The sequence below is a fragment of the uncultured Gemella sp. genome (assembly GCF_963525875.1).
Classification (GTDB): Bacteria; Bacillota; Bacilli; order Staphylococcales; family Gemellaceae; genus Gemella.
The window spans coordinates 1-15,913 of the sequence record NZ_CAURMG010000018.1; the positions used below are offsets into that span (position 1 = coordinate 1).

Annotated in this window: 13 protein-coding genes; 12 read left to right on the top strand and 1 reads right to left on the bottom strand. The window is 30.8% G+C overall.

Annotation, left to right across the window (positions count from 1 at the left end):
- The 10 genes from RWQ73_RS04675 to smc all read left to right on the top strand — a co-directional run.
- The coding region (locus RWQ73_RS04675; protein WP_314406919.1) for an LPXTG cell wall anchor domain-containing protein at positions 1-1,166 on the top strand (1,166 nt) is incomplete at its 5' end.
- A 237-nt stretch (positions 1,167-1,403) separates the two neighbouring features.
- A complete protein-coding gene (locus tag RWQ73_RS04680; protein ID WP_314087128.1) occupies positions 1,404-2,315 on the top strand; it encodes an Rpn family recombination-promoting nuclease/putative transposase in 912 nt (303 codons plus the stop codon).
- Positions 2,316-2,319: 4 nt separating this feature from the next.
- A complete protein-coding gene (locus RWQ73_RS04685) occupies positions 2,320-2,502 on the top strand; it encodes a hypothetical protein (RefSeq protein ID WP_314087125.1) in 183 nt (60 codons plus the stop codon).
- Between the two features lie 514 nt (positions 2,503-3,016).
- On the top strand, positions 3,017-3,745 hold the full coding sequence (locus RWQ73_RS04690) for an ABC transporter ATP-binding protein (RefSeq protein ID WP_314406920.1): 729 nt from the start codon (positions 3,017-3,019) through the stop codon (positions 3,743-3,745).
- On the top strand, positions 3,745-5,259 hold the full coding sequence (locus tag RWQ73_RS04695) for an ABC transporter permease/substrate-binding protein (protein ID WP_314406922.1): 1,515 nt from the start codon (positions 3,745-3,747) through the stop codon (positions 5,257-5,259). The genes RWQ73_RS04690 and RWQ73_RS04695 overlap by 1 nt, the downstream gene beginning before the upstream one ends.
- 143 nt (positions 5,260-5,402) lie before the next feature.
- A complete protein-coding gene (locus tag RWQ73_RS04700; RefSeq protein WP_314406923.1) occupies positions 5,403-6,188 on the top strand; it encodes a RecX family transcriptional regulator in 786 nt (261 codons plus the stop codon).
- 12 nt (positions 6,189-6,200) lie between these two features.
- Positions 6,201-8,018, top strand: a complete 1,818-nt coding sequence (gene lepA / locus RWQ73_RS04705; RefSeq protein ID WP_314406924.1) for a translation elongation factor 4 — start codon at positions 6,201-6,203, stop codon at positions 8,016-8,018.
- Positions 8,018-9,151: a radical SAM family heme chaperone HemW gene (gene hemW / locus RWQ73_RS04710; RefSeq protein ID WP_314406927.1), complete on the top strand. Its 1,134-nt coding sequence runs from the start codon at positions 8,018-8,020 to the stop codon at positions 9,149-9,151. The genes lepA and hemW overlap by 1 nt, the downstream gene beginning before the upstream one ends.
- Positions 9,152-9,251: 100 nt before the next feature.
- Positions 9,252-9,965 (top strand): ribonuclease III, encoded by a 714-nt coding sequence (rnc, locus tag RWQ73_RS04715; RefSeq protein WP_314406929.1) that lies wholly within the window; start codon positions 9,252-9,254, stop codon positions 9,963-9,965.
- Positions 9,966-9,986: 21 nt separating this feature from the next.
- Positions 9,987-13,541: a chromosome segregation protein SMC gene (gene smc / locus RWQ73_RS04720; RefSeq protein ID WP_314406931.1), complete on the top strand. Its 3,555-nt coding sequence runs from the start codon at positions 9,987-9,989 to the stop codon at positions 13,539-13,541.
- A 66-nt stretch (positions 13,542-13,607) separates the two neighbouring features.
- Here smc and RWQ73_RS04725 read toward each other — a convergent pair whose 3' ends face one another.
- Positions 13,608-14,519 carry a TDT family transporter gene (locus tag RWQ73_RS04725; protein ID WP_314406933.1) on the bottom strand — a complete coding sequence of 304 codons (912 nt, stop codon included), beginning with the start codon at positions 14,517-14,519 and terminating at the stop codon, positions 13,608-13,610.
- 134 nt (positions 14,520-14,653) lie between these two features.
- On the opposite strand from RWQ73_RS04725, the gene RWQ73_RS04730 reads away from it, so the two are divergent.
- Complete coding sequence (locus RWQ73_RS04730) at positions 14,654-15,229, top strand: TetR/AcrR family transcriptional regulator (RefSeq protein ID WP_314406935.1); 576 nt, start codon at positions 14,654-14,656, stop codon at positions 15,227-15,229.
- Positions 15,230-15,910, top strand: coding sequence for an ABC transporter ATP-binding protein (locus RWQ73_RS04735; RefSeq protein ID WP_314406937.1), 681 nt, complete (start codon positions 15,230-15,232; stop codon positions 15,908-15,910).
- Positions 15,911-15,913: the final 3 nt, after the last annotated feature.

Below are 15,913 nucleotides of genomic sequence, written 5' to 3' on the forward strand. Positions count from 1 at the left end.
GTGATAATAATACTCCAATCGAAGTTACTATCGGAGATAATGGATCAGGTGAAGTGCCAAATGACAAACTTCCAAAAGGAGCTTTACCAGGAAAAGGAACAGTAACAGAACCGAATAAGAGACCATCTAAACCAGTTGATGTAACAACGCCAGCACGTAAGACTCCAACAGTAGAGTTAGAACAAGATCCAAGTACAGGAGATGTAACAGTAACACCTAAGAAACCAGACGGATCAACATATCCACCAGGAACGAAGGTGGAAATTCCAGGTAAGAATGGAACATCGATTGTCGTAATAATTGGACAAGACGGAAAAGGTAAAGTACCGAACAGTGATTTACCAGAAGGAAAAGTACCAGGAGTAGCTAAGATTACAGAACCAGGAAAACCAACTGAAGAAGTACCGGTGGTAACAACACCAGCGAAACTTACACCAACAGTAGAGTTGGAACAAGATCCAAACACAGGGGACGTAACTGTAACACCTAAGAAACCAGACGGGTCAACATACCCACCAGGAACGAAGGTGGAAATTCCAGGTAAGAATGGAACACCGATTGTTGTAATAATTGGACAAGACGGAAAAGGAAAAGTTCCAAATAATGACTTACCAGAAGGTAAAGTACCAGGAACAGCTAAGATCACAGAACCGGGTAAACCAACAGTAGAAGTACCAGTTGTAACAACGCCAGCGAAACTTACTCCAACAGTAGAGTTAGAGCAAGATCCAAGTACAGGGGATGTAACTGTAACACCTAAGAAACCAGATGGATCAACATATCCACCAGGAACGAAGGTAGAAATTCCAGGTAAGAACGGAACACCTATTGTCGTAATAATTGGACAAGACGGAAAAGGTAAAGTACCAAATAGTGATTTACCAGAAGGAAAAGTACCAGGAGTAGCTAAGATTACAGAACCAGGTAAACCAACAGTAGAAGTACCGTTGGTAATAACACCAGCGAAGATTAAAACATCTGAAAAAGGTGAGCTACAATCGCAAAAATCATCAGATAACAAAGAAAATCCAACAGCTAATAAATCTACAAAACGATTAGCAAATACCGGTGAATCTGAAACAAATACAGGTTTAGCAGGATTAGGATTAGCTATGTTAGGAAGTCTGCTAGCTGTTGCCAAAAGACGTAGAGAAGATGAAGAGTAGAAATTGCTAAATCATCGAGAATAAATCTTTAACATTATCTATTTAGATAGCTGAGAAGAGCAAGAAATCCAAGAAAGAATCAAACGATTCAGTTCTTGGATTTTTTGTGTTTGAACTTCGCGTAAAACGCTGATATCATTAGAAAAAATATTTTTTTTCTAGTATAATGAAGTTAAGAATAGGGAAGAAAGTAAAATATAAAAATAATATAATTAAAAAATAAGGAGTGAAAAAAATATGGAAGAGCGACATAAAAACATTAAACCAATATATGATTTAGTTGTTAAAAAGGTATTTTGTAATGAAGCAGTAGCATTGCAATTTGTACAAGATATTTTCGATCTACCGGCAAAAAGCGCAAAACTAATTGGTGGCGATAAAATATTTCGAGCTAATAGTAATGTAGAAGATGATTTTAATATAGCTGTTGATATACTTGTTGAACTAGACAACCACGCACAAGTTATAATTGAAGTGCAATTAGCTAAGCAGGCATTCTTTATGAATCGCATCTGGGCTTACCTATGCAAACAAGTTAATGACAATATCGAAAGGTTAAAACAAAACGAAGAAGAAAGACACGCTATTTATAAAAAACTACCACCAGTTTATGTAGCTGCAATAGTCGATAGAAACTACTTTGAAGGTGATGATCCTATAAGTACTTTTTTAATCAAAGAAGAAACAAGAAACACCGAGCTGAAAATGTATGTAGACAATGACATAAAAGAGATGCCGTTATTAAAAATCGTATTTTTAGAACTTAAAAAATACAAACCAGAATTAAAAGAAAGTTATAATAAAGTTCGCTGGTTAGAATTTTTCGGCAACAAGAAGTACACAAGTGAACCTGGTGAAGTAATTGATCAAGCCGATGATTTACTTAATGTTAGAAACTGGACTAAGGAGGAAAAAGATATGTATGATGAAAGAACAAGACAATTAGATCATCAATGGGCGACATACGCATATGCACGTGAAGAAGGAATAGAATATGGTATGCAACGAGGAATGGAACAAGGAATGCAACAAGGGAAAATAGGTACAATAGTAAACTTAGTAAAAGAAGGAATTATAGCAAAAGAAGTAGGAGCGAAAAAGCTAAACATAACAGAGCAAGAGTTCGAATCTTATTTGCAGGAGATGTAAATATATGTATGATGAAAGAATAAGGCAATTAGATCATCAATGGGCGACGTACGCATATGCACGTGAAGAAGAAATAGAATACGGAATGGCACAGGCAATAGAACGAGGACGTGCAGAAGGAGTGGAACAAGCTGTCATTACTTTAATGAAAAAAGGTCATATTTCTCCAGAAATTGCAGCGACATAATTAAACCTAAATGTTGAGGGCTTTGAACAATATTTATAATGAAATCCAAAAATATCTTAGTGATACAAAACAAGGATCGGAAAACATAAATGAAGAGCGATGTAAGAACATCAAGTTAATTTATCACTTAGTGGAAGTGGCTCAAAAATCGTGATTTTGAAGAAATCGATTTTGCTGAGACACTTCTATTTTTATTAATCTATAAAGCATATATAGGTTATCTATATTTGTGAAACTTAAAATGTTGACAGTTGTAGATTTAAAGGTTAGAATAATATATATAGGGAAAACTAAATTAAAAAATTTATTAAAGATTGCTTAGTCAAGATAAGATGATAAAATTTCAAATGAGGTAGTTTTATTGCTTTGATAGTTTAAAGTAACCCAAAAGTAACTAGGATACTATAAAGTTCATACTTGTTTATTAGATTAACTTCATGATAGTATAAAGATAAGTAGTTGAAAAAATTTGAAAGTTTTGTGATTATGAAGAAATAAGGAAGAAGGTATAAAAATGATAGAGTATAAAAACGTATCGTTATGTTGTTCTACAAATGGCTTGATACTTGATAGATTAAGTTTCGAAATAGAAGAAGGAGAATTTTTTGTTCTTGTAGGACCAAGTGGTAGTGGAAAAACGACAACTTTAAAATTAATAAATAGGCTGATAGAACAATCAGACGGTGATATTTATTTTGAAGATAAGAGACTAAAAGACTATGATTTAAGAGAGTTGAGACTTAAAACTGGCTATGTTCTGCAACAAATTGCACTATTTCCGAATCTTACGGTTGCCGAAAATATAGCGCTAATTCCAGAAATGAAAAATTTTGATAAAAAAGAAATTAAAGATAAAACAGAGGATTTATTAAGGAAAGTAGGATTAAATCCTAAGCATTATATGAATCGTTTTCCTAAAGAACTTTCTGGCGGAGAAAAACAACGTGTAGGAATACTACGTGCAATTATTGCTAATCCTAAAATTTTACTGATGGATGAACCATTTTCTGCATTAGATCCTATTAGTAAAGTTCAATTACAAGATTTGATAAAAACCTTACACAATGAGTATAAAATGACGACAGTTTTTGTAACTCATGACATGGATGAAGCTATGAAACTTGCCGATAGAATTTGTGTCTTAAAAAATGGTAAGGTAGTTCAAATTGCTACACCAGAGGTATTAAAAGAAAACCCTGCGGATGACTTTGTTCGTGAATTTTTTGCAAGGGGGGATAAATAATGAATTTAGTAAATACATTTTTAGAAAGAAAAAGTGATTGGATAACTGGTTTATATGAGCATCTTCAGATTTCATTATTATCACTTATTATTGCTATATTTATTGCAGTTCCGTTAGGAATAATTATCTCAGGGAATAAAAAGACAAGTGAATGGTTTTTACAAATTACTGGTATTTTCCAAACGATTCCTTCTCTTGCATTATTAGGTCTATTCATTCCATTTATGGGAATTGGTACATTACCAGCAGTTGTGGCATTAGTAATTTATGCTATATTTCCAATATTACAAAGTACAATTACTGGATTATCGGAGATTGATTCATCATTAGAAGAAGCTGCAACTGTATTTGGTATGACAAAATTAGAAAAATTGAAAAAATACCAACTTGCATTAGCAATGCCTATACTTATGGATGGTGTAAGAACTGCTAGTATTATGATTATTGGTACAGCGACTCTAGCTGCTCTAATAGGAGCAGGAGGATTAGGTTCATTTATTTTACTAGGTATAGATAGAAACAACTCTGCGTTAATTCTAATCGGGGCAATTTCCTCAGCAATCTTAGCTATAATTTTTGGATTATTAATTAAGTTCTTACAAGATAAAAAACCAAAAACAATTTTAGCATCATTACTTGCGGCTGTAGTAGCTTTAACAATCAGTTTCTTTCCAATTGGAAAAATGTCTAATGATAAACTAATAATAGCGGGTAAAATAGGAGCAGAACCAGAAATTTTAATAAATATGTATAAAATACTTATAGAAGATGAAACTAAAATCGATGTTGAGGTTAAACCGAACTTCGGTAAAACTAGTTTCTTATATGAGGCGTTAAAAGGTAAAAGTATTGATATTTATCCAGAGTTTACAGGTACAGTTACGACAACATTATTGAAAACACCAGAAACTGTTCCTTCTAATGATCCTGATGAAGTTTATGAAGTTGCACGTAAGAAAATATTTGAACAAGATAAACTAGTATATTTAAAACCCACAAAATTTCAGGATACATATGCATTAGCTGTAACAGAAGATTTTGCAAATAAAAATAAATTAAATAATATCTCAGATATAAAATTAGTAGAAAATTCTTCAAAAGTAGGATTTTCATTAGAATTTAATGATAGAAAAGATGGTGGTATAGGACTTAAAAATCTTTATCACTTGAATCTAAATGTTAAAACTATGGAAATAGCGTTAAAATATCAAGCTATTTCAAATGGTGATGTAAATATTATCGATGTGTTCTCAACAGATAGTAAGATAATTACAAATAAACTTAAATTGTTAAATGATGATAGACGTTTGTTCCCACCATATCAAGGGGCACCGTTATTAAGAGAAGAGACTTTAAAAAAACATCCAGAACTTGAAAAAATCTTAAATAAACTTGCTGGAAAAATAACAGAAAAAGAAATGACTGAAATGAATTACAAAGTAGATATTGAAGGGAAACCTGCTTATGATGTAGCAAAAGAATATCTACAAAAAGAAGGATTAATTAAAAAATAACGTAGTATCTTAGTTGAAAATAAAAATTCTCAAGCCTTATGGTTTGGGAATTTTTTCTTTCTAACATTTCCTTTTTTATGTGTTTTTTGATAAAATTAAAGGTAAGAGTTTTTTAGCGAGGAATGTAGAAAGTAGGTGTAAATTTGCAAGTTACAAATATAACAAAGCTAAAAGTTAAGTATAAAATTGAATTAGAAAATGGTAAACATTTTTATGTTTCTGAAGATACGATAATAAAATATGGACTTATAAAAAAAATAGATTTATCAAAAGAGCAACTTAAAGAAATCATAGCTCATGAGAGTATAGAGAGTGCTTATAGCAAGGCTGTACATTATTTACAATTTGGTTTAAGAACTAAGCAGGATATAAGAGAATATCTTCAGAAGAAAGAAATTGCTGAAAATGTTATTGATGAGGCAATAGAGAAGTTAATAGAAATAGGTTATTTGAATGATGACCATTATGTAGAAGCTGCGGTAACGGATTATTTCAACCTAAATCAAAAAGGTCCTTATTGGATACAAAGAAAATTGTTAGAAAAGGGCTTGGATAAAGACGTTATTGAAGAAAGTATTGCGAAAATTTGTACTGAAGAAGCAATGATAGAAATGCTTTATAAAATTATTGAGCATGAATATAAAGTACGAAGAGAGACAAAAAATAAAAAAGTTCAAAAAATAACACAAAAACTTTATACAAATGGCTTTACATCTGATATAATAAGAAAGGTGTTTGACATATTTTTCGAAGACTATGAGGAAGAAGATGAAGATGATATATTAGATGAGCATTTTAGAAGGGCTTATCAAAGTTATAGTCGCAGATACGAAGGGTATGCACTTAAACAAAAGCTGATTGAAAAGCTAATAAGAGATGGTTTTTCGTATTATACAGCTAAGGATTATGTAGAAAAACAAGATTTGTAAAGGAAGAATAAAATGGATAGAAGAAATGAAAGGCAAAAGAAGATAAGGAATTTTTCTATAATTGCACATATTGACCACGGGAAATCAACTCTTGCGGATAGAATTTTAGAGAAAACAAAGGCGTTAGAACAACGTGAGATGAAAGCACAACTTCTAGATTCAATGGATATTGAGCGTGAAAGAGGTATTACAATTAAACTTAATGCAGTACAATTACAATATACTGCTAAAAATGGAGAAGAGTATATTTTCCACTTAATCGATACACCGGGACACGTAGACTTCACATATGAAGTATCTCGCTCTCTAGCAGCATGTGAGGGGGCTATTTTAGTAGTTGATGCTGCTCAAGGTATTGAAGCACAAACTTTAGCTAACGTATACTTAGCATTAGATAATAATTTAGAAATTATTCCAATTATTAATAAAATTGACTTACCTGCAGCGGATCCTGAGAAGGTTAAGACTGAGATTGAAGATGTAATTGGATTACCAACAGATGACATCGTTCTTGCTTCTGCTAAGGCGGGTATTGGTATTGATGAAATCTTAGAACAAATCGTAGAATATATCCCAGCTCCATCAGGTGATGCTGCTGAACCGCTACAAGCGTTAATCTTTGATTCTTTATACGATGCGTATAGAGGAGTTATTGTTTCAGTTCGTATTAAGAACGGTACTGTAAAAGCTGGAGATAAGATTAAGATGATGGCTACTGGTGGTGTGTTCGAGGTTACTGAAGTTGGTATTCACACACCTAAAGAAAAAATTGTTGATGAACTTACTGCAGGGGATGTAGGATTTATCTGTGCATCTATCAAAAATGTAAGTGAAACTCGTGTAGGGGATACAATCACATTAGCGAATAATCCAGCTAAAGAAGCATTATCTGGATATAGAAAATTAAATCCAATGGTATTCTGTGGATTATATCCAATCGATTCATCAAAATATAATGACTTACGTGAAGCATTAGAAAAATTAGAACTTAATGACTCAGCTTTACAATATGAAGCGGAAACGTCACAAGCACTTGGATTCGGATTTAGATGTGGATTCTTAGGAATGTTACACATGGAAATTATCCAAGAGCGTATCGAGCGTGAATTTAATATTGATATCATCGCTACTGCACCATCGGTTATTTACAAAGTTGAGAAAACTGACGGAACTTTAGTAGATGTATCAAACCCATCAGAAATGCCAGATCCACAAAAAATCAATAAAATAACTGAGCCATTCGTTAAGGCGAGCATTATGGTACCAAATGACTATGTAGGTGCTGTTATGGATCTTTGTCAGAAGAAACGTGGTATCTTCTTAAATATGGAATATATCGATGATACAAGGGTTAATATTACTTATGATATACCTTTATCAGAAATCGTCTTTGACTTCTTTGATCAACTTAAATCTAATACAAAAGGATATGCGTCATTTGACTATGAATTAACAGGATATAAAGATAGTAACCTTGTTAAGATGGATATTCTATTAAATGGTGAACAAGTCGATGCTTTAAGCTTTATCGTTCACAGAGAATTCGCTTACCAACGTGGTAAAGTTATTGTAGAAAAACTTAAAAAACTTATTCCTAAACAACAATTCGAGATTCCTATCCAAGCGGCAATTGGAAACAAAATTATCTCTCGTGAAACTATTAAAGCAATGCGTAAAAACGTTCTTGCTAAATGTTACGGAGGGGATATCAGTAGGAAACGTAAACTATTAGAGAAACAGAAAAAAGGTAAAGAGAGAATGAAAGCTGTTGGTAGCGTAGAAGTTCCTCAAGATGCCTTCATGGCTGTTCTGAAAATGGATGAAGAATAATGAAAAGTTATCCACGCGGAGTATATATTCATATTCCATTTTGTAAGTATATTTGTTCATACTGTGATTTCAATAAGTTTTATATACAAAGACAGCCTGTTGATAAGTATATAGATTGCTTAATCAAAGAAATCGAGGGTATGGAAAACATTCAAAATGTTGAAACTATTTATATTGGTGGTGGAACACCTAGTGCATTAAATGATGAACAACTTTATCGTTTATTGACTGCATTAAGAAATAAAATTCCACAACAACTGCGTGAATTTACTTTTGAAGCGAACCCTGAGGATCTTGTTGATTCTCGGGTTGCTTTGGTAAAGGGCTACGGAGTTGATAGAATTAGCATGGGAGTTCAGACTTTTAATAACGAGCTGTTAAAAATTCTTGGACGAGGACATGTTGCTGATGATGTGGATATGGCAATTACTAATTGTAAAAAACATGGTATTGAAGATATAAATGTTGATTTAATGTTTTCATTACCGAAACAGACCATGGACGATTTGTATGATAGTATGAAGAAGGTTGTGGGATATAATATTAGCCATGTCTCTTGTTACTCATTGATATTAGAACAAAAGACTAAGCTTTATAATCAAGTAAGAGATAAGAAAGTTACATTACCTTCGAATGAAACAGAAGAGAAAATGTACAATGAGGTAATTAACTTCTTAACAGAAAATGGTTATGAACAGTACGAAATCAGTAATTTTGCTAGACCTGGTCATGAGAGTGTTCATAATAGCAGTTACTGGAAGAATATAGAGTATTATGGTCTTGGAGCGGGTGCTCATGGTTATATTGATGGAGTACGTTATGCTAACCAGGGTGCATTAAAATTCTATATTGATAGTATGTTGGAAAAAGGTCATGCTAGACGTGAAGAGAATACTGTAACGCTTAAGGAAAGAATTGAAGAGGAAATGTTCTTAGGACTCCGCCTCTTAGAAGGCGTAGATTTAGATATTTTTGAAGAAAAGTATGGAAAAAGAGCAGAAGAAATCTTCAAAGATGTGATTGACAAAAATATAAGAGAAGGATACTTGGAGATTGAAGGTAATAGACTTCGTTTAACTAGAAAAGGATTATTCTATGGAAACGATGTGTTCTCTGAGTTTTTATTAGATTAAATATAAATAGAATTTTGTCAGGGGAGAAACCAGCTATACACGTTTTATAAAGTTAGTTTTTCGGTTTCTCCCGATAAATATAAAGGAAAGGAGAATAATTATGGAGCGGACATATATTGAAAGATTACTTAGTAATTTGAATAAAGAGTATGGATTTAATTTAAAATTCAGTAATAATTTTAAAAATGCATTTTCTCATTCTTCTTATACTAATGAGAAAAGAATTGCGAAGCATTTGAATTATGAGCGTCTGGAATTTTTAGGAGATGCTGTTGTTGAACTTACAACAAGTGAATTTTTATTTAAGAAATTCTCTGAACTTCCTGAAGGTGAGCTTACTAAGTTACGTGCATCTATTGTGTGTGAAAAGACATTGGTTAAATATGCTTTGCAACTTGGGTTAGATAAATGTATTTACCTAGGAAAAGGTGAAGAAAAAATGGGCGGAAGAAGTCGAGCAGCTTTACTTGCTGATATTTTTGAATCATTCACAGGAGCAATGTACTTAGAGTCAAATCTTGAAGTGGTGAAAACTTTCTTAAATAATACTTTATTTACAGAAGTGCAAGATCTTGAGTATCACAGCTTTGTAGATTATAAAACTATACTACAAGAGTATGTTTCGAAAATTAAATTAGGTGATATTGAATATGTAGTACTTGATTCTAGTGGTCCATCACATTCAAAAACTTTCACGAGTGCTATTTTAATTGGTGGAAAACAATACGGAAGTGGAACGTCTACAACAAAGAAAGAGTCAGAACAAATATCAGCAAAACAAGCACTAGAAAAACTAGGGCACAAAGATATTTAAAAACAATGAAAGGAGAAGAAGATGAAATTAGCAAAGGTTGAAGTTACAGGTTTTAAATCTTTTCAGAAGAAGACAACGTTTGAATTTAAGAATAATTTAATTGGTGTTGTCGGGCCGAATGGTTCGGGAAAAAGTAATATAATTGATGCTATTCGCTGGGTTTTAGGGGAGCAGTCTGCTAAAAATTTACGTGGTAGTAGCATGAAAGATGTTATCTTTTCGGGGACTGAAGATGCGAAAAGAAAGAACTTTGCAGAAGTAGCAGTAACATTTTCTAACGGAGAAGATAGTTGTGAAATTAAAAGACGTTTGTATAGAAATGGTGATAGTGAGTACTACATTGATAATAAACGTGCAAAATTAAAAGATATTACAGATATATATTTAGATCTTGGGATTAATAAAGAGAGTTATAGTATTATTACTCAAGGTAAGGTAGAAGATATTATTTCGTCTAAACCTGTCGATCGTCGAGCAATTATTGAAGAGGCATCAGGAGTATTAAAATATAAAAATAAGAAAAAAGAAACTAATCTCAAATTAGAAAAAACAAATGACAATTTAATGAGGTTATATGATATTTTCTCAGAAATTTCAGGTCGTTATGAAATCTTAGAAGATCAAAAGAATAAAACTCAAAAGTATTTAGATTATTCCAATGAACTTGAAGAGAAAGATATTTTATTGAATGTCTATAATATTGCTGAATATCAAAAGAGACTTACAGATTTACTTAAAGTTAAACAAGACAAAGAGTCGGAAAAACTTTGCTTAGAGAATAAACAAGAAGAGTTTATCAAAGATTTTGAATCTATTAAAAGTAATTTAGTTTCACTAGATAAAACATACATGAAGTATCATGATGAGGAGTTAGAGTTAGTTCAGAAAAAAGAATCTCTTCAATCGCAATTGAGTGTTATTGAGGAAAGAAAAAATAATAGAACACTTAGAAGTGAAAAAATTAACGATGATATAAAGTATCTTGAGGAAAGAAAACAAAACCTTGAAAGTAAGTTAGCAGAAAGAGAAAATCTAAATGCTGAATCTAAAAGTAAAATTCAAAAGATTAATAAAGAAATCTCTTCGTTAGAATCAGGAGAAGAGAGTAAACTAGAATTAATCGAAAAAAATATAGAAGAATTAAAAGATAACTATTATAGCTTAATAAACGAAGAAACTAAACTAGAAAATAGTATAGAGTTTGCTAAGAAGAATTTAGAGAGTGCAGATGAAAATAGTAAAGAGATTCTTGATAATATCGAAAGACAAAAGCAAGTTTTAGATTTAAAAACAGAAGAACTTACAGCAGCTAATAAAGAGCAAAAAGTTCTAAATGAGCAGCTAGCTAACCTTCAAAAAGAACTTGATATATTAGTTGAAAAAAATATTTTAATTAATTCAAATGGGAAAAATATTGATGAACAAATACGCACAGGATACAACTTTAAGAGTAATCTTGAAAATCGTAAGAAGTTTTTAGAAGATCAAATTAATAATTTAAGTTTTTATAATATTGGGGTAAAAGAGATTCTTGCTAATAAAGATTCTTTAGCGGGTGTTCACAATAGTGTAGCAAATATTGTAGAATTCGATAATGAATATGCTGTTGCAATTGATATTGCTTTAGGACAAGCACAACAAAATATTATTGTTGAAAATGAGAATGTTGCAAAAGAGTGTATTAATCATTTAAAGAAAACTAATAAAGGTAGAGTTACATTTTTACCATTAAATAATATTAAAGAAAAAGCTATAGCGAGTGATATTTATAGAACAGTAGTAAATGAAGAAGGATTTATCAATATTGCTGAGAATCTTATAACTGTTGACACTGAGTATAAAAATATAATTTCTCACCTATTAGGACTTGTTCTTATAGTGGATAATATGGATAATGCCAATAGAATAGCCCGTAAAATTAATTTTAGAAATAGAATTATTACACTTGATGGACAAATCATCAATAGTGGTGGATCTATCACAGGGGGTGCTATTAATAAAAATAATAATTCATCTATTAAACACAAGGCTGAACTTGATGAACTAGTGCAGAATCTTGATAAAATTAATGAAAAGATTGAGAAATTAGCAAATGAGAAGAGTTTACTAGAAAGTCAACAACAACAAGTAATGGATGAAATCATAAATTCTAAATCTATTAAAGAAGAAGCGATTTTAAAACTTAAGCAATTAGAATTAAGTATAAATCACAAAAACTCTGAAATTACTGATATAAAAGCAAATATTGAATTTAATGAGAAAAAACTATTAGAATTTAAAGACAACGAAGATGACTCAAGTAATATTATTGAATTAACTCAAAATCTTGAGAAGATTAGAGTAGAACTACGAAAACTTGATGAGAAAATCAAAGAGGAAAGTAGTAAGAAACAAAATGCTCAAAGTGCAGAAGAATTGTTCTTAGAGAAAATTGCTGAGCTTAAGATTGAAAAATCAAAATTAGAAGAGACTACTAAGCATGGTTTAGAGTTAATAGAATCACTATTAGCAGATATATCTGATATTAATGATCAACTAACAAAATTAGAAATGTCTAAAGATGCTGAATCATTAAGTGAAGAAGATGAACTTCAGATACTAGAAAATAATTCTAAAATAATTGCTGAATGTGGTGAAAGACTAACAACACTTAAGACGTTATTATCAGATCTTGATATGGAAAAAACAGGATTATTCAAACGTGAAAAAGAAATTACGGTATCTCAACAAAGAAATAACGAAAGTCTACGCCAAAAAACTGCAGAATTTGAAAAATTAACTGTAGAACAGACGAAGCTAGAAGTTAAAATTGATGAATATCTAGAAAATCTTGTTACTAATTATAATGTAACGTACGAAAGTGTATCAAATAGATTGACGTCTGAAAATATTGATGAAGTACCAACGTATAAGAGTGATGTAGTAAGACTTCGAAAAGATATAGTAGAGTTAGGTAATATAAACCTAAATGCTATAGCAGAGTTCGAAGAGGTTAAAGAACGTTATGACTTCTATAATGAGCAAATTACCGATCTTGTAGAAGCGAAAGAAAAACTAGAAGAAACTATCGCGGAGATTGATAAAGAAGTAAAAGAACGTTTCTTAACAACATTTGTTCAAGTAGCAGAGAACTTCAATAAAATATTTAAAGAATTGTTCAAAGGTGGTTATGCAGATATGACTTTAGAATCACCGAATGACATATTAAATACTGGAATAGTAATTGAAGCTTCACCTCCTGGTAAAAAACTTCAAAACCTTTCATTATTATCAGGTGGGGAGAAATCTTTAACTGCGATAAGTTTATTGTTTGCGATATTGCAGGTTAAAAATCCACCATTTGTAGTGCTAGATGAGGTAGAAGCGGCACTAGATGAAGAAAATGTTAATAGATTTGCTAAATTCTTAAAAGTTTATTCAGAGAATAATCAGTTCTTAGTTATTACGCACAGACGAGGAACTATGGAAGCTATGGATACTTTATATGGGGTAACAATGCAAGAAAAAGGTATTAGTTACATCTTAGAATTAGAGTTAAAAGATGTTATCGAGAACTTTGAAGAGGTAGTAGAGTAGTAGGTAAAATTTTATAATAAGTTAAAAGACACGGTTAAGTTTGAACTTAACTGTGTCTTTTTTAACTTAATTTGAATAAAATAAATTCTTAATAAACCCATACCATACATAAATTACAATAATTATTGCCAGCAATTCACTTAGATGAATTAAAATATTTAGAATAGAAAATTCAGCTAGTTGATAATAAACCCCAGTTTTTTGAAATGATATCGCGCAGATTACCAATGGGAAGGTAAAAGCTGAAAAGCTAGGGTAGAATTTTCTTTTTAGTAAATAAGGTAATTGAATTAAGACAAATATAAACAATAATATTGTAAGTGGTATTAGTATTGCTAGTATTATGTTACTTTTTTGCGTTACTCCAATCATATAACTAGCTAGTAAAAGTCCACCAGGTGCAGAAAATACAGTAATAGTAGGATAATCTCCATCTTTATAATGTTTGTATTTATAAACTCTATAAAAAACAAAAGGTAATAATACTAAATAGTTAATATAAGAAAAGTAGAAGTAAATTAATCCTAGCGTTTCTAAGTTGTAATTTATTGCTGTTACTGTCACAACAGCTGGCCCAACAAAGGTAATAAACCAAGTTGGATAGATTTTACTTATATGTCTTTCCTTTATTATAAAATTATAAATTGCATAATAAACAACACAAAAATCTAGAAAGATTCCAATTATCCATACTGGCATACTCAATAGCCCGATATATTTTTTTGAAAATGAAGCAAGTAGCATAATTGTCATAGGGTATGTTGCCAGTACTGTCGCTACAACTGGATTTTCCATTTCTTTTTTTAATTTGTCAAATTCCAACACAAACTTAATAGTTAAAAGTACAATTATTATCAAAGATAATAGATTAAATAATAACTGTAGGGAAGAGGAATATGGTTGTAATAAATTTCCTAATGCAGCAGAACCTAATGCTAAACCTGCAATTGGTGTAGGTAAATTTCTAATTATATTCATAAATAACTCCTAATTTTTATTCTACTTTTATTGTATAAGATTTCTTGTAATAATTCAATAATTTTTCTGTTGACATTTCATACAAAATAAATTACAATAAGAAACAAGTGTTACCTATCAATGGAGGTTTGAATATGGCACCAAAATTTAAATTTACTAAAGAAGAGGTCTTGACTGTAACTATAGACTTTATAAGAGAAAATGGAATAGAAGCATTAACTGCAAGAGAGTTGGCTAAAAAATTGGAGTCGTCTACTAAAGTAATATTTAGTTTGTTTTCTAATATGAAAAATTTGGAAGATGAAGCAAAGTTTGCTGCAGAAAATATTTTTTCAGAAAAAGTTAATTTAGCTTTAAAAGATGATAGTCCATTTAAACGATTAGGAGTAGAGTATATATTATTTTCAAAAAATGAACCTAAATTATTTCAATGGTTATTTATGAGAAAAGGTATAGAAGTAGAAAGTTTTAAAGATTTTCTTCCAATGCGAGACTATGAATATAAATTAGTAATTGAGTCTATAGATAAAGAGTATAAAATTTCAATAGAAAATGCAAAAAAATTTTATGAGCACTTATTTATATATAGTCATGGTATTGCAACATTAACAGTTACGGGAATATATAATTTTACATCAACTGAAATTATTGAGTACATGGCAGAAATAGCTAAAAGTTTAATAGTACAATATTTAAAGGAGATTGATTAAATGATTACAGCAAAAAATATTAAGAAAAAATATAATGATCAAGAAGTTTTAAGGGGAATAGATTTAAAAATTGATAAAAATGAATTTGTTGTTATACTTGGGGCTTCAGGTTCAGGGAAATCTACATTATTAAATATTTTATCTGGTTTAGAAAAGTCAGATTCAGGAGAAGTTGTATATGATAATGAGTCTATAAGTGATTACTCAGAAAAACAATTAACAAAGTTTCGTAAAGATAAAATAGGATTTGTTTTCCAACAATATTATTTATTAAATAATTTAACAGTAGAACAAAATGTTAAAGTAGGAGCTAATTTAGCAAATAATAAAGAATATGTTGATATTATAAAGGAATTAGGTTTAGAAGATAAATTAAGTAAATATCCAAATGAGTTATCTGGAGGAGAGCAACAGCGTGTTTCAATTGCGAGAGCATTAGCTAAGAAGCCAACTGTACTATTTCTAGATGAACCAACAGGAGCTTTAGATGAGGCGACTGGAAGAAAAATATTAGAGTACTTATTAAAACTAAAAGATAAATCAAACTTTACAATGATAATGGTAACTCATAATGAGAATATTGCTGAACTTTCAAATAAGATAATTCATGTAGGTAGTGGTAGAGTAACTTCTATTGAAGAAAACTGTACACCTAAATCTGTAGAAGAGATAGGGTGGTAATTA